This is a genomic window from Streptomyces sp. NBC_00009 (genome assembly GCF_045040855.1).
GTDB lineage: Bacteria > Actinomycetota > Actinomycetes > Streptomycetales > Streptomycetaceae > Streptomyces > Streptomyces aureus.
The window spans coordinates 6573880-6596623 of sequence record NZ_CP108312.1 but is presented as its reverse complement, the minus strand read 5'-3'; the positions used below and the strand labels follow the sequence as shown (position 1 = coordinate 6596623).

At 70.1% G+C, this 22744-nt stretch carries 22 protein-coding genes; 3 read left to right on the top strand and 19 right to left on the bottom strand.

The window, feature by feature from the left end; translation table 11 throughout:
- Positions 1 to 47: 47 nt before the first annotated feature.
- Together OHA58_RS29805 and OHA58_RS29800 are read right to left on the bottom strand one after the other, a co-directional pair.
- Positions 48 to 2666: an ABC transporter permease/substrate binding protein gene (locus OHA58_RS29805; RefSeq protein ID WP_405482616.1), complete on the bottom strand. Its 2619-nt coding sequence runs from the start codon at positions 2664 to 2666 to the stop codon at positions 48 to 50.
- Positions 2659 to 3783, bottom strand: coding sequence for a glycine betaine/L-proline ABC transporter ATP-binding protein (locus tag OHA58_RS29800; protein ID WP_405482615.1), 1125 nt, complete (start codon positions 3781 to 3783; stop codon positions 2659 to 2661). The genes OHA58_RS29805 and OHA58_RS29800 overlap by 8 nt, the downstream gene beginning before the upstream one ends.
- 249 nt (positions 3784 to 4032) lie before the next feature.
- Here OHA58_RS29800 and OHA58_RS29795 point away from each other — a divergent pair, with 249 nt between their 5' ends.
- Positions 4033 to 4983 carry a 5'-3' exonuclease H3TH domain-containing protein gene (locus tag OHA58_RS29795; protein WP_405482613.1) on the top strand — a complete coding sequence of 317 codons (951 nt, stop codon included), beginning with the start codon at positions 4033 to 4035 and terminating at the stop codon, positions 4981 to 4983.
- A gap of 39 nt (positions 4984 to 5022) precedes the next feature.
- Positions 5023 to 5856: a siderophore-interacting protein gene (locus tag OHA58_RS29790; protein WP_405482612.1), complete on the top strand. Its 834-nt coding sequence runs from the start codon at positions 5023 to 5025 to the stop codon at positions 5854 to 5856.
- A 64-nt stretch (positions 5857 to 5920) separates the two neighbouring features.
- Here OHA58_RS29790 and OHA58_RS29785 read toward each other — a convergent pair whose 3' ends face one another.
- The 4 genes from OHA58_RS29785 to OHA58_RS29770 form a co-directional block, all read right to left on the bottom strand.
- Positions 5921 to 6697: an ABC transporter permease gene (locus tag OHA58_RS29785; protein ID WP_405482611.1), complete on the bottom strand. Its 777-nt coding sequence runs from the start codon at positions 6695 to 6697 to the stop codon at positions 5921 to 5923.
- Positions 6694 to 7722, bottom strand: a complete 1029-nt coding sequence (locus OHA58_RS29780; RefSeq protein WP_405482610.1) for an ATP-binding cassette domain-containing protein — start codon at positions 7720 to 7722, stop codon at positions 6694 to 6696. Before OHA58_RS29780 ends, OHA58_RS29785 begins: the two co-directional genes overlap by 4 nt.
- Before the next feature lie 325 nt (positions 7723 to 8047).
- Positions 8048 to 8695, bottom strand: coding sequence for a PadR family transcriptional regulator (locus OHA58_RS29775; RefSeq protein ID WP_389526634.1), 648 nt, complete (start codon positions 8693 to 8695; stop codon positions 8048 to 8050).
- A 180-nt stretch (positions 8696 to 8875) separates the two neighbouring features.
- Complete coding sequence (locus OHA58_RS29770; protein ID WP_405482609.1) at positions 8876 to 9472, bottom strand: GNAT family N-acetyltransferase; 597 nt, start codon at positions 9470 to 9472, stop codon at positions 8876 to 8878.
- 78 nt (positions 9473 to 9550) lie between these two features.
- On the opposite strand from OHA58_RS29770, the gene OHA58_RS29765 reads away from it, so the two are divergent.
- Positions 9551 to 10525, top strand: a complete 975-nt coding sequence (locus OHA58_RS29765; protein WP_405482608.1) for an RluA family pseudouridine synthase — start codon at positions 9551 to 9553, stop codon at positions 10523 to 10525.
- An 18-nt stretch (positions 10526 to 10543) separates the two neighbouring features.
- On the opposite strand, the gene OHA58_RS29760 is transcribed toward OHA58_RS29765, so the two are convergent.
- The 13 genes from OHA58_RS29760 to OHA58_RS29700 form a co-directional block, all read right to left on the bottom strand.
- The gene (locus OHA58_RS29760; protein WP_405482607.1) at positions 10544 to 12028 is read right to left on the bottom strand and encodes a cytochrome P450; all 1485 of its coding nucleotides are present in this window, start codon (positions 12026 to 12028) and stop codon (positions 10544 to 10546) included.
- A gap of 77 nt (positions 12029 to 12105) precedes the next feature.
- Positions 12106 to 12738 carry an ATP/GTP-binding protein gene (locus OHA58_RS29755; protein ID WP_356272487.1) on the bottom strand — a complete coding sequence of 211 codons (633 nt, stop codon included), beginning with the start codon at positions 12736 to 12738 and terminating at the stop codon, positions 12106 to 12108.
- The gene (locus OHA58_RS29750; protein WP_405482605.1) at positions 12719 to 13117 is read right to left on the bottom strand and encodes a DUF742 domain-containing protein; all 399 of its coding nucleotides are present in this window, start codon (positions 13115 to 13117) and stop codon (positions 12719 to 12721) included. The genes OHA58_RS29755 and OHA58_RS29750 overlap by 20 nt, the downstream gene beginning before the upstream one ends.
- Entirely contained in the window at positions 13114 to 13521 is a 408-nt protein-coding gene (locus tag OHA58_RS29745) for a roadblock/LC7 domain-containing protein (RefSeq protein WP_100597102.1), read from the bottom strand. Before OHA58_RS29745 ends, OHA58_RS29750 begins: the two co-directional genes overlap by 4 nt.
- Entirely contained in the window at positions 13518 to 15140 is a 1623-nt protein-coding gene (locus OHA58_RS29740) for a sensor histidine kinase (RefSeq protein WP_405482604.1), read from the bottom strand. Before OHA58_RS29740 ends, OHA58_RS29745 begins: the two co-directional genes overlap by 4 nt.
- Before the next feature lie 330 nt (positions 15141 to 15470).
- The gene (locus OHA58_RS29735; RefSeq protein WP_405482602.1) at positions 15471 to 15725 is read right to left on the bottom strand and encodes a hypothetical protein; all 255 of its coding nucleotides are present in this window, start codon (positions 15723 to 15725) and stop codon (positions 15471 to 15473) included.
- Between the two features lie 86 nt (positions 15726 to 15811).
- Positions 15812 to 18637: a DEAD/DEAH box helicase gene (locus OHA58_RS29730; RefSeq protein WP_405482600.1), complete on the bottom strand. Its 2826-nt coding sequence runs from the start codon at positions 18635 to 18637 to the stop codon at positions 15812 to 15814.
- A gap of 69 nt (positions 18638 to 18706) precedes the next feature.
- Positions 18707 to 19597 carry a diacylglycerol kinase gene (locus OHA58_RS29725; RefSeq protein WP_405482598.1) on the bottom strand — a complete coding sequence of 297 codons (891 nt, stop codon included), beginning with the start codon at positions 19595 to 19597 and terminating at the stop codon, positions 18707 to 18709.
- 30 nt (positions 19598 to 19627) lie between these two features.
- Positions 19628 to 20563 (bottom strand): twin-arginine translocase subunit TatC, encoded by a 936-nt coding sequence (gene tatC / locus OHA58_RS29720; RefSeq protein ID WP_405482596.1) that lies wholly within the window; start codon positions 20561 to 20563, stop codon positions 19628 to 19630.
- Between the two features lie 50 nt (positions 20564 to 20613).
- Positions 20614 to 20901 (bottom strand): Sec-independent protein translocase subunit TatA, encoded by a 288-nt coding sequence (gene tatA / locus OHA58_RS29715; protein ID WP_405482595.1) that lies wholly within the window; start codon positions 20899 to 20901, stop codon positions 20614 to 20616.
- A gap of 261 nt (positions 20902 to 21162) precedes the next feature.
- The gene (locus OHA58_RS29710) at positions 21163 to 21360 is read right to left on the bottom strand and encodes a hypothetical protein (RefSeq protein ID WP_405482594.1); all 198 of its coding nucleotides are present in this window, start codon (positions 21358 to 21360) and stop codon (positions 21163 to 21165) included.
- A gap of 9 nt (positions 21361 to 21369) precedes the next feature.
- Complete coding sequence (locus tag OHA58_RS29705; RefSeq protein ID WP_405482593.1) at positions 21370 to 21615, bottom strand: hypothetical protein; 246 nt, start codon at positions 21613 to 21615, stop codon at positions 21370 to 21372.
- Positions 21616 to 21762: 147 nt separating this feature from the next.
- Complete coding sequence (locus OHA58_RS29700) at positions 21763 to 22731, bottom strand: YafY family protein (protein WP_266566289.1); 969 nt, start codon at positions 22729 to 22731, stop codon at positions 21763 to 21765.
- Between the last annotated feature and the right edge of the window lie 13 nt (positions 22732 to 22744).

Genomic DNA, 22744 nt, shown 5'->3' with positions numbered 1-22744 from the left:
ACCGGCCGCCCACGCGCGTTGGTACTGCTTCGGAACGTACTCGGGAACTACAGCGGAGCCATCCGGTCCGCGACGCCCTTGTGCGTCTTCAGCCACGCGTCCACGGCCTCTTCCTCATGGCCCTGACCGCGCTTCTTGATCTCCGCCTCGAGGCTGCCCAGCTCGCTCTCGCTCATCTTGAAGTCCTTGAACCACTTCGTGAGCTGCGGGTACTTCGAGGGGAAGCTCTTGTTGGCGATGGTGCGGATCGTGTTGCCCTCACCGAAAGCCTTCTTCGGGTCGGCGAGCTTGTTGAGCTTGTACTCGCTGTACGCCCAGTGCGGCGACCAGAGCACGACGGCGACCGGCTGCTTCTTGGCGTACGCGCGCTTCAGCTCGGCGAGCATCGCGGGCGTGGAGCCGTCGACGACCTTGTACTCCTTGTCCAGGCCGTAGCCCGGCAGAACGTTCTTCTTCAGCAGGTTCATCTCGCCGGTGCCCGGCTCGATGCCGATGATCTTGCCGTCGAAGGTGGAGCCCTTGCCCTTGAGGTCCTCGAGGGACTTGACGCCCTTCACGTAGGACGGCACGGCGACCTCGAGGGACGTCGGGCTGTACCAGGAACCCAGGTCCGTCAGGTTGTCCTTGTGCTTGTCCCAGTAGTTCTTCTGGGCATAGGGCAGCCAGGCGTCGAAGTTGACGTCCAGGTCGCCGGAGCCGAGCCCCGTGTAGACGGGGCCGACGTCCATCTGCTTCAGGTTGAGCTTGTAGCCGCGGTCGCCGAGGACCCGCTTCCACAGGTAGGTGACCGCGACGTCCTCGTCCCAGGGGAACCAGGCGACGTTCACCGGTCGGGCGGCCTCGCCCTTGCCGCCGGCCGTCGACGACTTCTTGACCGGGGCCAGCTTGTCGACGACGCCGGGGTTGGACTTCAGCCAGGTCTTGACGGCGTCCTGCTGCTTGCCCTTGCCGGCCTTGTTGATCTCGGCCTCGAGGCTCGTGAGCTGCTTCTCGGTCATCTTGAAGTTCTTGAGCCACGCGCCGACCTGCGGGTTGTCGGCGGCGAAGCCCTTGCGGGCCAGCGTGTGCACGCCGTCACCCTTGCCCCAGGCACCCTTCGGGTCCTTGAGCTTCTTCAGCTTGTAGTCGCTGTACGCCCAGTGCGGGGACCAGAGCGTCGTGACGATCGGCTGCTTCTTGGCGTACGCGCGCTTCAGCTGCGCCAGCATCGCCGGCGTGGAGCTGTCGACGACCTTGTACTCCTTGTCGAGGCCGTACTCCTTGAGGACCTTGTCCTTGAGGATCCCCATCATTCCGGCGCTGGACTCGATGCCGGTGATCTTGCCGCCGAACGTGCCGCTCTTGCCCTTGAGGTCCTCGAGCGAGTCGATGCCCTTCATGTAGGCCGGCACCGAGAGCTCCAGGGACGTCTGGTCGTACCAGGCGCCCATGTCGTCGAGCTGCTTGCCGTACTTCTTCCAGTACTGCGCGTGCGTGGTCGGCAGCCAGGAGTCGGTCTCGAAGTCGATCTGGCCGGAGGCCAGCGACGTGTACAGCGGCCCCGCTTCGAGCTGCTTGGCCTGCACGTCGAAGCCGCGCTGCTCCAGGATCTCCTTCCACAGGAAGGTGGAGGCGACGCCCTCGTCCCACGGGATGTAGCCGATGGAGATCTTCTTGCCCTGGCCGACGTTCGACGCGTCGGCCACCGGCGCCTGGCTCTTCGAGCCGCCGAAGATGCCCATGCCGCCCGCGACGAGCGCGAGGATGACGACACCGACGACCGCGACCGCGGCCTGCGGACGATAGTTCCAGACCGTCAGACCGTGCGCGGCGCGCACCTTGGCGAGCGCGCGGCGGCCCATCGGGGACGACTGGGTGCCGAGCGCGCCGGTCATGCGGTCGAGGTAGATCGCGAGGATCACGATGGCGACGCCGGACTCGGAGCCGAGACCGATGTTCAGCTGGCCGATGGCCTCGTTCACGTCGGCGCCGAGGCCCTCGGAGCCGACCATGCCCGCGATGGCGGCCATGGACAGGCCCAGCATGATGACCTGGTTGACACCGGCCATGATCGACGGGAGCGCGAGCGGCAGCTGGACGCGGAACAGCGTGTTGCGCGGGGTGTCACCGAACGCGTCGGCGGCCTCGACCAGTTCCTTGTCGACCTGCCGGATGCCCAGCTCCGTCATGCGGACGCCGGGGGCCAGGGCGAAGATCAGGGTCGCGACGATGCCGGCGGGGGCGCCCGAGCCGAAGAACAGGATGGCCGGGATGAGGTAGATCATCGCGGGCAGCGTCTGCATGAAGTCCAGAACCGGGCGCACGACCGCGCTGACCCGGTTGGAGCGGGCCGCCCAGATGCCGACCGGCACCGAGATGACCAGCGCGATGATCGTCGCCACGAGGACGAGCGACAGCGTCATCATCGCGTGGTCCCACAGTTCGAGGGAGTCGATGAACGCGAATCCCACGAAGGTCAGGACACCGGCCACCGTGCCGCGCAGCCAGAAGGCGATCACCGCGAAGATGCCCGCGAGGATCAGCGGCTGCGGGGCCTGGAGGACCCAGTTGATGCCGTCGTAGGCACCGTTGAAGACGTTCTTGAAGAAGTCGAAGAGCCACGCGGCGTTGCTGAGCAGCCACTCGACGACGTCGTTGACCCAGTCACCGAAGGGAATCCTAGGCACCGGTGCTCACCTTCTTCACCGGCTCGTCGCCCTCGCCACGCGGCGTGGGGACGGCGTCCTTCGGAGTCTTCGTCATGGAGGCCTGCGCGGTGGGCTTCATCGGCTCACCGAGGACGGCGAGGAGCCGTTCCCTCGTCACGACGCCTGTGAGCTTGCCGCTCTCGTCGGTCACGGCGACGGCGACGCCGTCCGTGGAGCACGGCGTGAACAGCTCGATCACCGGGGTGTCCTCGGTGACCGTCGCGGGCGCGTCGGCCGGGTCGTACCCCGTCTCGGGGGCTGTCATGATGGCGCCCGCGGTCAGCACGCGGGAGCGGTCCACGTCCTGGATGAACGAGGCGACGTAGTCGTTGGCCGGCGTGACGAGGATGTCCTCGGCGCTGCCGATCTGGACGATGCGGCCGTCGCGCATGACGGCGATGCGGTCGCCCAGGCGCATGGCCTCGTTCAGGTCGTGGGTGATGAAGACGATGGTCTTCTTCAGGGTCTTCTGGAGCTCGAGGAGCTGGTCCTGCATGTCGCGGCGGATCAGCGGGTCGAGCGCGCTGAACGACTCGTCCATGAGGAGCAGGTCCGCGTCGGTGGCGAGTGCGCGGGCCAGGCCCACGCGCTGCTGCATACCGCCGGAGAGCTCGTCGGGCCAGGACTTCTCCCAGCCGGCGAGACCGGCCAGGCGCAGCGCCTCGACGGCGCGCTTCTCGCGCTCCTTGCGCGGGATGCCCTGGACCTCGAGGCCGTACGCGGCGTTCTCGAGCACGCTGCGGTGGGGGAAGAGCGCGAAGTGCTGGAAGACCATGCTGATCTTCTTGGAGCGCACGGCCCGCAGGTCGCGGGGGCTGAGCGCGGTCAGATCCTGGCCGTCGAAGCGGACGTGCCCGGCCGTGGGCTCGAGCAGTCCGTTCAGCATGCGCAGAAGCGTGGACTTGCCGGAGCCCGACAGACCCATCACGACGAAGATCTGGCCCGGCTCGACGGTGAAGGAAGCGTCGATCACGGCAGCGGTGGTGCCGCCGGCGCGCAGTTCCTCACGGTCTGCTCCGTGGCGGAGTTTCTCCACCGCTTCATCGGGTCGTCTGCCGAACACCTTGTACAGGTCTTCGGCTTGCAGCGTGGACACATACACCTCTCGGGTAGAAGCATGACGGCCCGCCTCCCCCGCCGGCGGGCCGTAGAGCGATGCGAGGTCCGCTCGCAGACCGGAAACACATCCATTAGTTGAATGAGGGACCGGGTTCGCTCCGGGGGCGCGCCTGCCCTCACTTATGCAGATCAAACGCAAGAGTGTTCCAGTTCACATCGCGTTCACTTCCGGAACCGGATCCGCCACATCCTCGCGAGGCGGTGGCTGTCGGTGCCGTGCGGCAGGATGTGGGACGTGACCCAGCGAACCGATCGCCTGATGCTGCTCGACACCGCGTCCCTGTACTTCCGTGCCTACTTCGGGGTCCCCGACTCCGTGAAGGCCCCGGACGGGACGCCGGTCAACGCGGTGCGCGGCCTGCTCGAATTCATCACCCGGCTCGTGCACGACCACCACCCCGACTCGCTGGTGGCCTGCATGGACGCGGACTGGCGCCCCCAGTGGCGGGTCGACCTGATCCCCTCGTACAAGGCGCATCGCGTCGCGCAGGAGACCGAGACCGGTCCCGACGAGGAGGAGATCCCGGACACCCTCTCCCCCCAGGTCCCGATCATCGAGGACGTGCTCGACGCGGTGGGCATCGCGCGCGTGGGCGTCGAGGGGTACGAGGCGGACGACGTGATCGGCACGTTCACCGGGCGGGCCACCGGTCCGGTCGACATCGTCACCGGCGACCGTGACCTCTACCAGCTCGTCGACGACGCGCGCGAGCGCCGCGTCCTGTACCCCCTCAAGGGCGTCGGCACCCTCCAGGTCACCGACGAGGAACTGCTGCGCGAGAAGTACGGCGTCGACGGCTCCGGTTACGTGGATCTGGCCCTCCTGCGCGGCGACCCGAGCGACGGCCTGCCGGGCGTGCCCGGCATCGGCGAGAAGACGGCCGCGAAGCTGCTCGCGCAGTTCGGGGACCTGGCCGGGATCATGGCCGCCGTCGACGACCCGAAGTCGAAGCTGACGCCCTCGCAGCGCAAGCGCCTGGACGAGTCGCGGCCGTACATCGCTGTCGCACCGACGGTCGTACGGGTCGCCGGGGACGTGCCCCTGCCGGACGTGGACACGGCGCTGCCGCGCGAAGCGCGCGATCCCGCGGCCCTCGACAAGCTCGCGGAGCGCTGGGGCTTGGGCGGATCTTTGCAGCGGCTGCTCACCACCCTGGAGCGCCGAGTGTTAACTTAGGTAAACCTAAGTAACCAGTGATCTTCAGGGGAGGCCGCCATGGCGGAACGTCCGGAACGCAGGAAGCCGACGGCACACCGGGGCGAGGTCCTGCGCACCGAGCGGCTCACCCCGCACATGCAGCGCGTGGTCCTCGGCGGGGACGGCCTCGCCGCGTTCGCCGCGGGCGGCTGCACCGACCACTACGTGAAGCTGCAGTTCCCCCTCGACGGCGTCACCTACCCCGAGCCGTTCGACCTCGGGCGGATCCGCGAGGAGCTGCCGCGCGAGCAGTGGCCCGTGACGCGTACGTACACCGTGCGCGCCTGGGACCCGGTGGCGCGCGAGCTGACGCTCGACTTCGTGGTGCACGGCGACGAGGGCATCGCCGGTCCGTGGGCGCGGGACGTGCAGCCGGGCGCGAGCGTGCATCTGGCCGGTCCCGGCGGCGCCTACACCCCGGACTCAACTGCCGACTGGCATCTGCTCGCCGGTGACGAGAGCGCCCTGCCCGCGATCGCGGCCGCCCTGGAGGCGCTGCCCGGGGGCGCCGTGGCCCACGCCTTCGTGGAGGTCTCCGACGCAGCCGAGGAGCAGAAGATCAACTCCGCCGCGCAGGTCGTCTGGCTGCACCGCGGCGACCGGCCGGTGGGCGAGGCCCTGGTGAAGGCCGTGCGCGGGCTCGCGTTCCCGGCCGGCCGGGTGCACGCCTTCGTACACGGCGAGGCGGGCTTCGTGAAGGAGCTGCGCCGCCATCTGCGCACCGAGCGGGAGATCCCGCGCGAGGACCTCTCGATCTCCGGGTACTGGCGCCTCGGCCACAACGAGGACGGCTGGCAGGCCTCGAAGCGGGAGTGGAACGCGCAGGTGGAGGCGGAGCAGGAGACGGCGTAGGGCCGTCTCCCGCTCCCCCTGGGGCGCCCCCCTCAGAGGGAGCGCCTCCCCTGGGGCGTCGTGCTCAGACGGATCGCTGGTACGAGCGGAAGGTGCGGGTCGACAGCCACACCGCCGCGACAGCCAGTACGAGCAGTGCCCCGCCGCGGGTCAGCACGTCACTCCAGTCCGGGTGGTCGGACATCGCCGAACGGCCCGCGACCATCGCCCAGTTGAGCGGGTTGAAGTCGGCTATGTGCCGCATCCACGACGGCATCTGCGACGGCGCCATGAACGCGGAGGACAGGAAGGTCAGCGGGAGCAGCAGGAACGTGTTGATCCCGATGATCGACTCCCGCTCCCTGACCAGCATGCCCAGCGCGTTCGACAGCGCGCCGAACACCGTGCCGAGGAGCACCGCGGCGGCGACGAGGATGAGCACTCCGCCGGCCCCGCCCGGCAGTTCGGCCCCGCCGAGGAGGCCGAGCAGCACGATGACGACGGACTGGAGCGCGGTGACGAGACCGTTGCTCACCACATTGCCGTTCATCAGGGCCCCACGGCTCACCGGCGTGGTGAGGAACCGGTTGAGCGTGCCGCGCTGGATCTCGTCGAGCGTCGCCATGCCCGCCCACATGTTGGAGCTGAGCGCGCTCATCACGACGACGCCGGGGATGAGGTAGTCGAGATAGGTCGTGGTCCCGAATCCGCCCAGCTCGACGACCTTCTTGAACAGGTTGCCGAACAGGAACAGCCAGACCACCGGCTGGATCAGGGTGATCAGCAGATACGCGGGCTGGCGCAGGAACACCATGAGCTGACGCTGCGTCATGTACCAGGTCTGCGGGATCGCGGTACTCATCGGGCACCTCCGGCGGGGGCGAGAGCGTCGGCGACGGACGCGTCGAGGGTGGCGGCCTGCGCCTCGGAGTAGCGGCGGCCGGCATAGCGGAGATAGACGTCGTCGAGCGAGGGGCGGGCGACGGTGGCGGCGGTGACCGCTACGCCCGCCCGCTCCAGCGCGCCGAGCAGGGCGGGCACGGCGGCGGCCCCGTCGTCGGCGCGGACACTGACGCGCCGGCCGTCGAACTGGGTCTCGCGCACGCCCGGCAGCGCGGCGAGCGCGCCCTCCAGCAGCGCGCGGCCCGTGTCCGGGACGGGGGCGCGCAGCTCCAAGTGGACGGCGTCCCCGCGCAGTTCACCCTTGAGGCCGTCGGGGGTGCCCTCGACGACGACATGGCCGCGGTCGACGACGGCGATGCGCTCGGCGAGCCGGTCGGCCTCTTCGAGGTAGTGCGTGGTGAGCAGGATGGACAGGCCCTCGTCGCCGGCGAGGCGCGCGATCTCGTCCCACATCGCAGTGCGGGCCTCCGGGTCGAGGCCGGTGGTGGGCTCGTCGAGGAAGAGCACCTCGGGCCGGTGGACGAGGCCGAGCGCCACGTCGAGGCGGCGCTGCATGCCGCCCGAGTAGCCCTTGACCTGGCGTCCGGCGGCGTCGGAGAGGCGGAAACGGTCGAGGAGTTCGGTGACTCGCCGGTTCAGGTCCGCTCCGCGCAGACCGTAGAGCCTGCCCTGGAGCTGGAGGTTCTCGCGGCCGGTGGCGACGGGGTCGGCGCCGGACTTCTGGGCGACGACACCGATGGCGCGGCGCACCCGGTCGGGGTGCCGCAGCACGTCGTGGCCCGCGACGGTGGCGGTCCCGGAGTCGGGACGGGCGAGGGTGGTGAGGATCTTGACGGTGGTGGACTTGCCTGCGCCGTTCGGGCCGAGCAGGCCGAAGACGGTGCCGGGTTCCACGCTGATGTCCATGCCGCTGAGCGCGGTGACATCGCCGGGATAGGTCTTGACGAGTTGACGCGCCTGCACTGCGGGCGCACGGGTACTCATGACGACGGCTCTCCTGTGTGAGCGGACGACGGTGGATCCGCTCGCGGGTGTGAGTGGATGACGGCCGATCCACGTGAAGAGCGCCGGGCTATCCTGGGTGTGCCGCACCTCGATCGCCTGGCTCGCCGCACGGTGGGTCGGTCCGGGGTTCGAGACCCTGGCGGGACTGCTGCAACAGTCCTGCCGGGGTCTGTTTGTCTCTCTCGGATTGCTTCTCTCTGGGTCTCTCTCCTCTTCCTGCGGTTGAGCCCCACCGGTTTGCGGGTGGGCCACTGGTTCACGAGTGGGCCACTGGTTCACGAGTGGGCCACCGGCTTACGGGTGATCACCGGTCGGGGCGGGTTTCCTCCAACTCGGCGAATTCCGGCGGGATTTCACCGGTCTCCTGGAACGTCCGCCACTGTTCGACGCCGTCGAGCGTGCCCTCCTTGACCTCCCGCAGGAAGCCCCGGATCCACTCGGCCTGCGCCTCGACCATGTGCAGCTGGTACTCGGTCTCCACGAGGAAGATCCGCGGCAGCGTCTCGTACAGCTTCATGAGTCCGCCGCGCGCGCTCGCCGCCTGGACCTCGAGCGAGGCGAGCCGCTCCTCCAGCAGTCGCGTCACCTCGTCGGGGTGTATGACCCCCATGAGGGAGAGCGCCGTCTCGAAGATCGGGTACTCACGCGCGGGCACGGCGAGCAGGTCGGAGAGCCACTCGAGCGCTTCCTCCCGGCCGTCGTCGGTGATCCCGTAGAGCGTGCGCTCCGGCCGGTTCCCCTGCCGCTGCACGTCCGCGACCTCGACGAAGCCGTGCTTCTCCAGGTTCTGGACGACCGTGTAGAGCGAGCCGTAGTTGATCTTCGTGGTGGTGTCCTTGCCGCGCCGGCGCAGGGTCTGCGCGATCTCGTACGGGTGCATGGGCTTCTCCATGAGCAGCACCATCACCGCGAGGGCCAGCGGATTGCCCAGCTTGCGCCGCTTCGTGGCCACGGACCTCACCTCACCTCATACCCGACACCCCGTATCCGAATATCCGTAGCCGAACATATCGCGATAGACCACCGGCGTCAACACACGATGTATCGCGAATGAGGCGGGTATGCAAGGGGTGCGGACTTCGGCGCGGGGATGTGGTGGGGGCGGCCGCGGCAGGTTCAGGTCGTGGCCGCGTCACGCCTCCGGTCGGCGGTCGCCCTGCACGCGCGCGTGGAGGTGGCAGTCGTGCCAGCCGTCCGCGTGCAGGAGCGCGCTGCGCTTCGTGCCCTCCAGGGCGAACCCCGACTTGAGGGCGACCCGGCAGGACGCCATGTTGCCGACGGCGTGCTGGAGTTCGAGGCGGTGGAAGCCGATCTCGTCGAGCGCCCAGCGGGACAGCGCGGCGACGGCGCGCGGGGCGATACCGGCGCCCCGCGCCGCGGGCAGGACCCAGTACGCGACCTCGGCCAGCCCCTCGTGCAGAGACAGGGAGCGCAGCCCCGTGCGGCCCACCACCTCGCCGGTGTCCGCCGTGGCGAGGGCCCAGCTGGCCCTCTGCTCGCCGTCCCAGGCGTCCCGCCACTCCTTCATCCAGCCGCGCGCCTCGTCCTCGGACTCCGCGACCCGCGCGTGCCAGTGCTGGATCGTCGGGTCGCGGAACGCCGCGTACACGGCGGGCACGTCGTCGTCCCGCCAGGGCCTGAGGACGAGGCCGCCCTCGGCCTCGATGGTGGGCTGGGGGCCGCGGGCGAGCGTGCCGGTGGCCAGGACCTGCGGAATCGTGATCGGCATGGGCCCCATCCTGCCCCCGGCGGCCCGCCTCCGTCCGTGGTTCCTGGGGACCGGCGGCCGCCCGTAGGCTGGGCCGCGATGAGACGTAAGAGGCGCATTCCGCCCTCCCCGCTGCCGCAGCGCTACGGCATCGACGCCTTCCGGGTCATGCTGCCGCTCGACGGCGCCTGGAGCACGGTGCGCGACCATCTCGTGGAGCGGCTCGCGGCCGGGCCCGCGGTGATCGACGCGATGCTGCGCGAGGGGCGGATCGTGGGCGCGGACGGGGCCGCCGTGACCGCGGACGCGCCGTATGTGCCGGGCGCCTGGGTGTGGTTCCACCGCGAACTGGCGCCCGAGGTGCCAGTGCCGTTCCCCATCGGGATCGTGTACCGGGACGAGCACATCGTCGTCGCCGACAAGCCGCACTTCCTGGCGACGACGCCGCGCGGCAGCCATGTCACCGAGACCGCGCTGGCGCGCCTGCGACGGGAGTTGGACCTGCCCGCGCTCGGGCCGGCGCACCGGCTCGACCGGCTCACCGCGGGCCTCGTCCTGTTCGTCGTCCGGTCCGAGGAACGCGGCGCGTACCAGATGCTGTTCGGCGACAAGCTCGTGCGCAAGGAGTACGAGGCGGTGGCCGCCCACGACCCGGGAATCGCCCTGCCGAGGACCGTGCGCAGCCGGATCGAGAAGGAGCGCGGGGTGCTTGCCGCGCGCGAAGTGCCGGGCGGGGAGCCGAATGCGGAGAGCCGGATCGAGCTCGTCGAGCGGCGCGGCGGGCTCGGCCGCTACCGGCTGGTCCCCCACACCGGCCGCACCCACCAGCTGCGGGTGCACATGAACGCGCTCGGCCTGCCGATCCTCGGCGACCCGATCTACCCGGTGATCGCCGACGAGGTGGCGCCGGACGACTTCCGCCGCCCGCTCCAACTCCTCGCCCGGACCCTGGAGTTCAGGGATCCCGTGACGGGCCAGGAGCACCGCTTCGAGAGCGGGCGGATGCTCGAGGCCTGGTCGGCGTACGAGGAGTGGGCGGGCGGCGGGCCGACGGCGCCCGCGCACCCCTCGTAACACCTGGGTCAGGCCCGGTCAGTAGCCGCGCCACCAGCGCAGGAAGCGCCGCCAGGCGCCCTGCGGCGGTGCGGCGGGCTCCGGGTACACGGCGGGCGGCTGCTGCGGTTCCGGGGCAGGCGCCGGAACGGGGGCGGGCGCCGGCGGGGCGTGCGTCGACACCTGCCATTCGTCGCGCGGCTCCGGGACCGGCCGGATGCCGGGCTTGGCGACGACGTCCTGCGGCGGGCGCGGCTCGAACTTCACCGGCAGCTCCACCAGGTGCTGCGAGAGGATCGAGGAGCGCCAGCGCAACTCGTGCTCGTGCACCGAGAGTTCGACGTCGGGAAGGCGCATCAGGAGCGCGTCGACGCCGATGTCGGCGATGGCGCGGCCGATGTCCTGTCCGGGGCACTCGTGCGGTCCGCCGCCGAAGGCGAGGTGCGAGCGGTTGCCCTGCATGTTGGCGGACAGGTCGGGGCGTACGACGGGGTCGACGTTGCCGGGCGCGATGCCGAAGATCAGGCCGTCGCCCCGGCGGATGTGCCGGCCGCCGAGCTCGGTGTCCTCCTTGGCGAAGTAGCCGACCATGGCGCTGAACGGCGGCTCGTCCCACAGGGACTGCTCGACCGCCTCGGGCACGGTCATCTGGCCGCCGTTGAGCTGGGCTCGGAAGCGCGGGTCGGTGAGGACCACGCGCAGCACGTTCGCGATGAGGTTGGCCGTGGCCTCGTAGGCGGCGATCAGGACGAGGCGCAGGTGCTGGGCGACCTCGTCGTCGTCGAGGGCGGCGGGCTGGGCGATGAGGTGACTGGTGAAGTCGGCCTCGGGGTGGGCACGGCGGCGGGCGGTGAGCCTGGTGAGGACGCCCATGATGTATTCGTTGCTGGCGATGGCGGTCTCGGTGCCCTTGATCATGTCGCGGGCGGCCTGCACCATCCGCTCGTTGTACTCCTCGGGCATGCCGAAGATCCGGCACATCACCATCATCGGCAGATGCTCGGCGAACTGGCTGACGACGTCCGCCTCGCCGATCTCGCAGATCTTGTTGACCAGCTCGTTCGAGGCGCGGTTGATGAAGCGCCGCAGGCCCCGGGCCTCGATGGTGCCGATCGCCCCGGTGACCGCGCCGCGCAGCCGCTGGTGGTCGGCGCCCTCGGCGAAGCTGCAGATGGGCTGCCAGCTGAAGACGGGCGCGAGGGGGTTGGTGGGGGTGACACTGCCGTCGAGGACGGCGTTCCAGTGGCGCGCGTCGCGGTTGAACTGGGAGGTCGAGCGGACCATGTGCAGGTTCTCGCTGTGCCCGAGGACCGCCCACATCGGCACGTCGTCGTGGATCAGGACGGGGGCGACGGGGCCGTGTTCGGCGCGCAGCTTCTCGTACACGGCCGCGATGTCGTCGTCCGCCTCGGGGCCGTAGAGCCGGCGCAGGCCGCCGGGGCCCAGGGCGTGGGCCGGGCAGCCGGGCGGTGGACTGAGCGCGGCCTCGTCCGTGCCGGCGTGTGAGTGGGAGGGAGTCGTCACGGTGATCGCTCCGGTGGTGTGGAAAGTCTGTGTGGAAAAGGCTGTGTTGAAGAGGAGGGCGGCCGGCACCGGCCGGGTCAGACGCGGGCGAGCGCCAGTTCGTGCAGATAGCGCATCAGCGTCATCAGGACGTCCCGGCTGGAGGCGCGGCGCCGGGCGTCGCACTCGAGGATCGGGACGTCCGGGTCGAGGTCGAGGGCCTGGCGCAGTTCGTCGGCGGGGTAGCGCGGGCCGTCGGGGAAGGCGTTGTTGGCGATGACGAACGGCACGCCGCGCTCCTCCAGACGCCCGATCACGTCGAAGCTGACTTCGAGGCGGCGGGTGTCGATGAGCACGACGGCGCCGAGCGCGCCCTCGAACAGGCCGTTCCACAGGAACCAGAAGCGCTCCTGGCCCGGGGTGCCGAAGAGGTAGAGCACCAGCTCGTCCGTGATGCTGATGCGTCCGAAGTCCATGGCGACCGTGGTGGCGGTCTTCGTCTCGGAGCCGTAGTTGTCGTCGACTCCGATGCCCGCCTGGGTCATGGTCTCTTCGGTGGTGAGCGGCCTGATCTCGCTGACGGATCCCACCATCGTGGTCTTGCCCACGCCGAATCCGCCGACGATGACGACCTTCACGGCGGCCGAGACCGTGTCGGGCAGGTGGTCCTCGCTCCGGGGCCCCGGAATACGGGGTCCGTCCCGGAGCGTGTCAGAGCTTTTGAAGTCCATGCATCACCGCTTCGAGGAGGGAACGGTCGGCGACGGCGCCGCGGATGACGGGGGCGCGCGCCTGAACCAGTTCGGCCGCGAGGAGTTCGCCGAGCAGCACGGTGACCACGCTGAACGGCAGACTGAGGTAGGCCGAGATCTCGGCCGTGGACAGGGGTGACTTGCACAGCCGTAACAGGGCTGCCTGTTCGGGCGGCGCCGCGGGCGGGGGGTCGGCGCGTGCGATGATCAGGGTGACCAGGTCGAGCGGCGCGCGCTCGGCCCCCTCGCCGCCGCCCGTGATGGTGTACAGGCGTTCGGGGTTGGCGCCCTTGCCGTCCGGCCCGCGGCGTTCGCGCTGCGGCGGCTCCGCCCGGGAGGGTTGCGGGGGATGTGTCATACGGTCTGCCCGTTGCGCCGGGGCGGACTGGTGAGGTGTGCGCCGATGCGTACGACGAGGTCGCGCATGCGGTTGCTGATGAGTCCGGCGTCCACGTGGGCGTCGGCGAGGACCGCGAGGTACGCGCCCTTGCCCGCGGCCATGAGGTAGAAGAACCCTCCGCTGACCTCGATGATGACCATGCTCATCCGGCCGTCGCTGTCCGGGATCTCGCTGGCCACCGCGGTGGCCAGGCTCTGGAGTCCGGCGCAGGCGGCGGCGATGCGGTCGGCGGCGTCGGGGTCGCCGCCGTAGCGGGCGATGCGCAGGCCGTCCGCGGAGAGCACCACGACCTGCCGGGTCTGGGGCACGCCGTCGGCGAGCTCCTTGAGCATCCAGTCGAAGTTTGCCCTTTGCTGGATCACTGACGGTCTCCCTCGTCGACCTGCTGATTGGTTCCGGTGGGCTCGCCCGACGCGTCGCCCTGCCCGTCACCCTTGAGCCCGTTCATGAACGCCTCGACCCACAGGCCCGGTTCGGGCTGGTCCGGCTTCTCGGGTTCGGCCTCGGAGGCCGGCACCGGGATGGGCGTCCACTGCGGGGGCTGGTCCGCGCGGGGCGCCGCCCCGCTGCCGTTCTCGGGCGCCCTGGGCGTCACGATGATCTGCTGGTCGATGACCTTCGTGTCGACCTTCCTGCGGCGCTGCGGCAGTCCGTTGGCGCGCCACTCGGTGACGACGGGGACGTCGTCCTCCATGGCGGCCATCAGCGGCGCGGAGGGGCGGGGTCCCGTGGTGGGGCGGCGCAGCTTCTTCTTGCGGGGCTCCTCCACGATGGGCTCGCCGTCGTTGTTGACGCGAGGCACACCGGAGGCGCCGATGCCGTGCGCGAGGCCGGGCGCGGGGTCGGTCGTGATCATGATCCGCGGCACGATGAGGACGGCGCGGACGCCGCCGTACGCGGACTGGCGCAGCGCGATCTGCATGTCGTACATCTGCGAGAGCCGGCCGACGACGGCCATGCCGAGGCGGGGGTTCTCGCCGAGGTCGTTGAGGTCGATACCGGCCTTGGCGCGGGCGAGCATCTCCTCGGCGCGGCCGCGGGCCTCCTCGCTGAGGCTGACGCCGCCGTCCTCGATCTCGATGGCGATGCCGGTCTGCACCTCGACCGCGGTGACGTGCACCTTGGTCTGCGGCGGCGAGTAGCGCGTCGCGTTGTCCATGAGTTCGGCGAGCGCGTGGATGAGCGGCTCGACGGAGATGCCCCGGATGGCGACCTTGGCGATCGAGTGCAGCTCGATGCGGGGGTATTCGAGGATGCGCGACATGGCGCCGCGCAGCACGCTGTAGAGCGGCACCGGCCGGGGCCACTGGCGGCCGGGGCGGGCGCCGCCGAGGACGGTGATGGAGTCGGCGAGCCGGCCGATCAGCGCGGTGCCGTGGTCGATGCGCAGGAGGTCGTCGAAGACCTCGGGGTTGCGGCCGTGGTCCTCCTCCATCTCGCGCAGTTCGGCGTTCTGCTTGTGCACGATGGACTGGACGCGGCGCGCGATGGAGACGAAGGCGCGCTGCGCGGCGTCGCGCATGTTCTCCTCGCGGTCGATGAGGTCGAGCACCTCGGCCATCAACCTGCGCTGGGCGTATGGGAGTTGGGAGTGCGCGGGGTCGCTCTCGACGACGACCTTGACGGCTTCCGAGGCCGTGTCGCCGGAGCGCAGCCGGTACAGGGACTCGGGCAGCAGATACCTGGCCATCCACTGGGCCTCGTCGTCACGGGCGGCGAGGCTGCGTTCCAGGTGCGCAACGTGGCGGGCGGACTGGGCGCGCTCCCACTTGATCGTGCGGCCGCGGCGTACCGCCTCGGCGGCCACCAGGATCAGCAGGAGCGTGGCGAGGCCACCGCACAGGGCGACGGCGAGCCGCGCGGGCTGCGCCACCACCGCGACGGCGGCTCCGGTCGCCGCGGCCATGGCCACGGCGGGCAGCAACAGCACGCGTGTGTAGGGGATTTCTCGGCCACCGGGAGGCGATTGAACACTCACCATGTATGCCCTCTGAACGGTCGGATCGGGGAAATGTGTGGTTACGGGGGACGTACTGACGTGCGCGTGGGGGGATGAACTCGAACCATCTGCAAGATTGGGAACAAACGCACGAATATGTGCCAACTCGGTGCGCTGCGGGCGAGCTTAGTCCCGCGGGATCACCGCCGTGTCATATTCCGCAAGCACCTGAAATGGCCGGACGGGAGGAATACACTCGGCTCCATTTACACGCTCAGCGGCGGCTCGCACACATGGAGTGATCACATCCGCCTGTGCGAAATCCCCGTCACGGAAGGGCTGTTGGGCCCTCGGCGCGTGACGTGTGTGAGGTCAGGGGCCCGCGATGCGCGGGGCCGCGTCCGCGGTCGTCGCGGCGAGGACCGGGGCGGCGACCGGTACGGAACGTTCGGGATCGCGGCAGTGCACGAGAATGACGCCTTCGGTCAGCCCGAAGAACAGATCGGCACGCGGGGAGAGTTCACCCTTGGCGAGCCCACGCCCTGGAAGACGGCGGCAGCAACTGCCCGTAGATGTCTGTGCGTTCGGCGCGGGCGGCACGGACGGCATGGGCGGCATGGGCGGCATGGGCGGCATGGAATCGCGTACGGCCGGTGCCCCCGCGCCCGTCAGGGGCGCGGGGAACGGCGCGACCGGTCACCACCGGCCGCGCCCTAGCCGACGGACGAGTACGCCACCACACCGCGCCGCAACGCGTCCACCGCCTTGCGGGCGTTCTTGGCGACCGTGGCCCCGTCCCCCTCGCCGGAGACGGACGGCGCCGCGGCCGCGATCTGGCCCAGCACGTCGATGACCTGCTTGCACCAGCGCACGAAGTCACCGGCGGGCATGTCCGCCTCGCGCAGCACCTCGTCGAGGCCCTTGCCGGACGCCCACTGGTGCGCGGCCCAGGCGAAGCCCAGATCGGGCTCGCGCTGGCCGACGCCCTCGGTCTGGCTGATCTTGAACTCTTCCTCCAGGGCGTCGAGCCGGCCCCAGATGCGGACCATCTCGCCGAGCGCCGCCTTGGCCTTGCCGGACGGCAGCTTGGGCGCGAGCGCGTCGTCGGCGGCGCGGGCCTCGAACACCAACGCCGATACGCACGCGGCCAGTTCGGCCGGGCTGAGGCCTTCCCAGACCCCGTCGCGCAGGCACTCGCTGGCGAGCAGATCGAGCTCGCCGTAGAGGCGCGCCAGGCGCTTGCCATTCTGCGTGACCTCGTCGCCGCGCAGATAGTCCATCTCGGTCAGCAGGGCCACGATGCGGTCGAAGGTGCGGGCGATCGTGTTCGTCCGGCCCTCGATGCGGCGCTCCAGCTGCTGCGTGTCGCGCCGCAGCCGGTAGTAGCGCTCGGCCCAGCGGGCGTGGTCCTCGCGCTCGTCGCAGCCGTGACAGGGGTGGGCGCGCAGCTCGGCGCGCAGCCGCGTGATCTCACGGTCGTCGGCCGCCGCCGCACGGTTCTTGCGGTGCCGGTCGGGCACGATGTGGCCGGCCTTGGTGCGCAGCGCGGACGCGAGGTCCCGCCGCGACTGGGGCGAGCGCGCGTTGAACGACTTGGGGATCCGCATCCGCTCCAGCGCCTCGACGGGCACCGGGAAGTCGATCGACGCGAGCCGCTTGACCTGGCGTTCGGCGGTCAGGACCAGCGGGCGCGGGCCGTCGTGCTGCTCGAAGCCACGGTGTCCGTTCGACCGGCCGGCCGGGATGCCGGGGTCGAGGACGAGCGCGAGCCCGGCGAACTTGCCGGAGGGGACGTGGATGACGTCGCCCGGCTTGAGCTTCTCCAGGGCGGCGGCCGCCGCGGCGCGCCGCTGGGCCGCGCCCTGCTTGGCGAGGTCCGTCTCACGGTCCTTGAGCTCGCGGCGCAGCCGCGCGTACTCCTCGAAGTCCCCCAAGTGGCAGGTCATGGAGGCCTTGTAGCCGTCCAGGCCCTCCTCGTTGCGCTGGACCTGACGGGAGATTCCGACGACCGACTTGTCGGCCTGGAACTGCGCGAAGGACGTCTCGAGCAGCTCGCGCGAGCGGTGCCGGCCGAACTGCTCGACCAGATTCACCGCCATGTTGTACGACGGCTTGAAGCTGGAGCGCAGCGGGTACGTGCGCGTGCCCGCGAGTCCCGCCAGGTGCTCGGGGCTGAAGCCGCGCTGCCACAGGACGACCGCGTGGCCCTCGACGTCGATGCCGCGCCGGCCGGCCCGGCCGGTGAGCTGGGTGTACTCGCCGGGCGTGATGTCGGCGTGCTGCTCGCCGTTCCACTTGACGAGCTTCTCCAGCACGACGGACCTGGCCGGCATGTTGATGCCGAGCGCCAGGGTCTCCGTCGCGAAGACGGCCTTCACGAGACCGCGTACGAACAGCTCCTCGACGACCTCCTTGAACGTCGGCAGCATGCCCGCGTGGTGGGCGGCGATGCCGCGCTCCAGGCCTTCGAGCCACTCGAAGTAGCCGAGGACGTGCAGGTCCTCGTCGGGGATCGCGGCCGTGCGCTCCTCGACGATCTCGCGGACGCGGGCGCGGGCCTCGTCGTTGTTGAGCCGCAGGCCCGCGTACAGGCACTGCTGTACGGCGGCCTCGCAGGCGGCGCGGCTGAAGATGAACGTGATCGCGGGCAGCAGCCCCTCGCTGTCGAGGCGCTCGATGACCTCGGGGCGGCCGGGCGTCCAGATCCGGGAGCGCTGTCTGCGCTCGCGCTCGCGGTCCGCCTCGCGCACCATCTTGCCCTTGCGGCGGTCGCGCGGGTTGTACGAGCGGCTGGCCTCCATGCGGGCCATCCGCGTCAGGTCCGGGTTGACGGCCTTCTTTCGGCCCTCGCCCTCCTCGAAGAGGTCGTACATCCGGCGCCCGGCGAGCACGTGCTGGAAAAGGGGTACGGGCCGGTGCTCGGAGACGATCACTTCGGTGTCGCCGCGCACGGTGTCGAGCCAGTCGCCGAACTCCTCCGCGTTCGACACGGTCGCCGAGAGGGAGACCAGGGTGACGGACTCCGGGAGGTGGATGATCACCTCTTCCCAGACGGCGCCTCGGAAGCGGTCGGAGAGGTAGTGCACCTCGTCCATGACCACGTAGCCGAGGCCGAGGAGGGTCTGCGAGCCCGCGTACAGCATGTTCCGCAGGACCTCGGTGGTCATGACGACCACCGGAGCGTCCGCGTTCACGCTGTTGTCGCCGGTCAGCAGGCCGACCTTGTCGGCGCCGTACCGCTTGGCGAGGTCGGCGTACTTCTGGTTCGACAACGCCTTGATGGGTGTCGTGTAGAAGCACTTCTTGCCCTGCTGGAGGGCCAGGTGGACGGCGAACTCGCCGACGATCGTCTTGCCGGAGCCGGTGGGCGCGGCCACCAGAACGCCCTTGCCCGTCTCGAGAGCCTGACACGCCTCGATCTGGAAGGGGTCGAGGCCGAAGTCGTACATCTCGCGGAAATCGGCGAGCGCGGTGGCCTGCTCGGCAGCGCGCTTACGTGCTGCCGCGTACCGCTCGGCCGGTGAGAGGTCCTCTGTCATCGTGCTTTCGAGACTACCGGCCACCACTGACAACGGACGATCTTTATTGTGATCGGCCACTTCCGGGGGTCAAGGGCCCAGGATCCGCACGGCCTGCGGCACGCACTCGGCGGTCAGGGGCAGCGCCCCGAGCGGCTCCCCGTCGGCATATCCGGTGACGCCCTCGGCGGCCAGTTCGATCTTCTTCGCGCGATGGACGGTGACCACGGGGTGGTCGAGGTGGGTCCCCTTGTACACACGCGGGAAGACCTTGAGCAGCGTCGCCCGCGAGCAGCCCCCGACGACCGTGATGTCGAAGAGCCCGTCCGTCATGTCGGCGCCCGCACAGATCTGCATGCCACCGCCGTACGACGTCCCGTTCCCCACGGCGACGAGCGTGGCCTCGACCTCCAGCACGGGGCCGTCGTCCAGGGTGATCCGGTACGGGACGGGCTTGAACGCGGCGAGCTCGGCGACGATCGCGAGGTCGTACTTGAAACGGCCGCCGGGCCAGCGCATCCGGTTGCCCCGGTCGTTGACCCGGGAGTCGAAACCCGAGGCCAGGACGGTGCCGAACCAGTGTCCGTCGGCCCGCCCCAGGTCGAGCTCGCGTATCCGCGATCCCTTGAGGGCGTCGGCGACGAGGGCGCCTGCCGCCGCCGGGTCCCGTACGGGCAGTCCGAGGGAGCGGGCGAAGTCGTTTCCTGTCCCGACGGCGATCACGCCGAGCGGGGTGCGGGTGCCCGCGACGGCCTGGAGCGCGAGGTTGGCCATGCCGTCCCCGCCGACGGCTATGAGCGCTCCGGTGCCGTCGTGGACCGCGCCGCGCGCGCGTGTGAGCGCGTCGTCGGCGTCCTCCCCCACGACCGTACGTACGGAGAAACCGGCCGCCCGCAACGCGAAAGCGGCCGGCTGCGCCGCATGGGCGCCCCGGCCGCGTCCGGCGGTGGGATTGACGAAGAGGGTGATCTCGCTGGTCACGGGCGGACCTTACAAGATCGTGCGACGTTGTCAGGTCACGTCGTCATAACCGTTGACCCGGTCATGGTCCGAGCTCGCCTGCTCAGGCAGCGCACGGCTGGCGGAGACGGGCTCGGGGGTGAGGTCCAGGTCCGAGGCCTCGTCGTCCGCGGGCTCCTCGGCAGCACGTCGCGCTCGGCGCCTGTCATTGGCCAACGCGATTCCTACAGCACCGAAGTAGAGCACCCAGATCGGCCCGGCCAGTGCCAGCATGGAGATGGGGTCGGTGCTGGGGGTGGCAATCGCCGCGAAGAGCGTGATGCTCATGATCATCACGCGCCACCAGCCGGCCAGCTTCTTGCCCGAGAGGATGCCTCCGAAGTTGAGCATCACCAGCAACAGGGGCAGTTCGAAGGCGAGGCCGAAGACGAGGATCATCCGCATGATGAGCTGCAGCAGGTCATCCAGGGGCAGCTGGTTGTCGCTTCCGATGATCGAGAAATCGAGCATCACCTTGGCCATCTTCGGCAGCGACCAGTAGGCGAAGTAGGCACCCATCATGAACAGCGGGAAGCCCGCCCCTACGAAGGCGAGCGAGTACTTCTTCTCGTGCCGGTGCAGACCCGGCGCGATGAAACCCCACAACTGGTAGAGCCAGACCGGAGACGCGAGCGCCACCCCGGACGCCATCGAGACGGTCAGAGCCAGCGTGAACGGGCTCAGGAGACCGTTCTGAACGATTCGCGCGCACGTGGTCTTGCTGGACTCCTGCGCCAGATCCGCGAAGCTGCGATCACAGCCGACCGCCTGAAGGATCGGGTCCGTGAAGAACTGCATGATGTCTTTGTAGAAGAAGGCGGCGATGATCGTGGTGACAACAACCGCGATCAGGCTCTTCACAAGCCGATTACGCAGCTCACGCAGATGCTCCGCGAGCGGCATCCGCCCCTCGGGATCCTTCTCCGTCTTGCGGGCAGACTTGAGCAACCCACGTCCTCATCTCGTGCGACAGGCCGCCTTCGCGGGGCGGCCCGGGATCAGCGCTGCGAAGCCTGGTCGGTCGGCTCGGTGACCGGGCGCGCGTTGGTCACGTCGCCGGGTGCGGCCTTGATGGTGCGCTGAGCCGGGGTCTGCTCGTCGTTCTTCGGCGGGTCCGTGGGCGCGGTCTGCTGACCGTCGGACTTCATCGCCTTGGCCTCGCTCTTGAGGATGCGGGCCGACTTGCCCAGCGAGCGCGCCATGTCGGGAAGCTTCTTCGCACCGAACAGCAGGACGATGACGACGAGGATCAGAATGATCTCAGGAGCGCCGATCTTTCCGAACATAAGCGTTTACCTTCTCACCGAGGCGGCAGGGGCGGGGCTGCCGGTACAGGTCGGACTGATGTCCGACCACCGTGCTGGCAGCGATCGTATCCCGCGGGGGTGAACAGGGGGCAATCCCTCTGCGTACTCCCAGTTGCGGTCCGCGCCTCGCTCGACGGGCCGCGCCTCGCAGCGTACCCGCCCGTCCCCGCAACCGGACAGGGCACAGGGGTAAAGCGCTTACCAGCATGTCTCCCCCGTCACATTGGGCGGGACCTGCGATCAGAGAAGCTCGCGGCTCGTGCGGGCCGTGCCGGTCGCCGCCCGCTCCAGATCCTCCGCCGCGCGGTTGATCTGCTGTGTGGTGTCGGCGACTTGGCGCCCGAGGCGCTGCGCCTCGACAAAGACCTTGACCGCGAGTACGCCGAGCACGGCGAGTCCCACGAACCCCACAGCAATCGACAGCATCGCCCAGAACATGCGCCGAGCCTAGACGGCCTGGTGGAGGCGGAGCGTGCTCACCCCTCCGCCGGTGAGGAGTTCGATGATGCGCTCCCCGGCCGGCTTGCGTACGGCGGCGCCGCACTCGGGGCAGGTGAACGAGTAGAAGGTGGTGCGGCGGGTGGCGCCGATGGCCAGGCGCAGGGCGCCCGCGGAGAGTTCGAACCGCTCACGGCAGTCGGGGCAGGCGGCCTTGAACAGCACCGGACCCACCACTGCGGACAATCCACCCATTTCGACCATCCCAGACTTTTCGGAGACTCTTCAGAACTTCTCGAACTTCTGGCTCCCCCGGGCCGCACCGCGGTCAACGGCACGCCCACCCTTCTCACCCCGGCCACGCGCGTGAGGTCGTCACAGACCCGCCCGCGGCCAACGGCCCTACCCCTGCCCGTCGTAAGCGGCCAGCGCCTCCCCGGCGGCCTGCCGCGCACTCTCGGCGAGCCCGAGCGGCGAGACGATGCGTCCGTCGCGGCCGAGCCGGAGCGCGAGCCGGCGCAGCGACGACGGGTCCGGCGTGCGCAGCGTGATCCGCAGGCCGCCGTCCGCCAACTCCTCGGCGCTGTCGTGCGGGTAGTACTCCGCGACCCAGCGTCCGCCGGGCCCGACCTCGACCACGACCTCGGGGTCCTCGGCCGCGGGCTGCACGAGCCCCTCGGACAGGTCCCGCAGTTCGATCTCCGGCGGCGCGGACGGCTCGTCCAGGATCCGGATCTCGGCGACCCGGTCGAGGCGGAAGGTGCGCCGCGCCTCGGAGCGCCGGCACCAGGCCTCCACGTAGGTGTGGCCGACGCTCACCAGGCGGATGGGGTCGATCTCCCGCTCGGTGAGCTCGTCGCGGGCCGGGGAGTAGTAGCGGATCCACAGTCGGCGCCGCTCCGAGATCGCCCGGTCGACGTCGGCGAAGACGCCGCCCTCGGACTCGAACGTCACCGAGAGCCGGGCGCTCGCCCCGGCCGCCTCGCCGGCCGCGGCCTCCAGCTTCGCGGTGGCCCGAAGGAGCGCGAGCCGGTCGCTCTCCCTGAGGCCGGGCAGCGTGGACACGGCGCGCGCGGCGACGAGCAGCGCCGTCGCCTCGTCGGCGGCGAGCCGCAGCGGCGCGGCCGCGTCTGCGCTGAGGGCGCTCGGGTTGCGCCACCAGATGCGGTCGCCGTCCGTGTCGATGTCGAGGAGGTCGCCCCCACGGAAGCTCGTCCCGCACAGCGGCAGGATGTCGAGGTCCGAGATCAGCTCGTCCTCGGTGATCCCGAAGGCGCGGGCGACATCCTCGACGCGCGCTCCGGGGCGCTCCCGCAGATACGTCACGAGGGACAGCATCCGCCGGGTCTGGTCGATGGCGTTCGTGGCCATTGGTCCTCGTTCC

Coding starts and splice junctions, on each gene's coding strand:
- OHA58_RS29790 (WP_405482612.1), top strand. CDS start 5,023: ATGGCGGAACGTCCGGAACGCAGGAAGCCGACGGCACACCGGGGCGAG.
- OHA58_RS29750 (WP_405482605.1), bottom strand. CDS start 13,117: ATGACACATCCCCCGCAACCCTCCCGGGCGGAGCCGCCGCAGCGCGAA.
- OHA58_RS29780 (WP_405482610.1), bottom strand. CDS start 7,722: ATGAGTACCCGTGCGCCCGCAGTGCAGGCGCGTCAACTCGTCAAGACC.
- OHA58_RS29755 (WP_356272487.1), bottom strand. CDS start 12,738: ATGGACTTCAAAAGCTCTGACACGCTCCGGGACGGACCCCGTATTCCG.
- OHA58_RS29770 (WP_405482609.1), bottom strand. CDS start 9,472: ATGCCGATCACGATTCCGCAGGTCCTGGCCACCGGCACGCTCGCCCGC.
- OHA58_RS29710 (WP_405482594.1), bottom strand. CDS start 21,360: ATGTTCTGGGCGATGCTGTCGATTGCTGTGGGGTTCGTGGGACTCGCC.
- OHA58_RS29735 (WP_405482602.1), bottom strand. CDS start 15,725: ATGCCGCCCATGCCGCCCATGCCGTCCGTGCCGCCCGCGCCGAACGCA.
- OHA58_RS29765 (WP_405482608.1), top strand. CDS start 9,551: ATGAGACGTAAGAGGCGCATTCCGCCCTCCCCGCTGCCGCAGCGCTAC.
- OHA58_RS29730 (WP_405482600.1), bottom strand. CDS start 18,637: ATGACAGAGGACCTCTCACCGGCCGAGCGGTACGCGGCAGCACGTAAG.
- OHA58_RS29705 (WP_405482593.1), bottom strand. CDS start 21,615: ATGGGTGGATTGTCCGCAGTGGTGGGTCCGGTGCTGTTCAAGGCCGCC.
- OHA58_RS29700 (WP_266566289.1), bottom strand. CDS start 22,731: ATGGCCACGAACGCCATCGACCAGACCCGGCGGATGCTGTCCCTCGTG.
- tatA (WP_405482595.1), bottom strand. CDS start 20,901: ATGTTCGGAAAGATCGGCGCTCCTGAGATCATTCTGATCCTCGTCGTC.
- OHA58_RS29740 (WP_405482604.1), bottom strand. CDS start 15,140: ATGGTGAGTGTTCAATCGCCTCCCGGTGGCCGAGAAATCCCCTACACA.
- OHA58_RS29795 (WP_405482613.1), top strand. CDS start 4,033: ATGTGGGACGTGACCCAGCGAACCGATCGCCTGATGCTGCTCGACACC.
- OHA58_RS29785 (WP_405482611.1), bottom strand. CDS start 6,697: ATGAGTACCGCGATCCCGCAGACCTGGTACATGACGCAGCGTCAGCTC.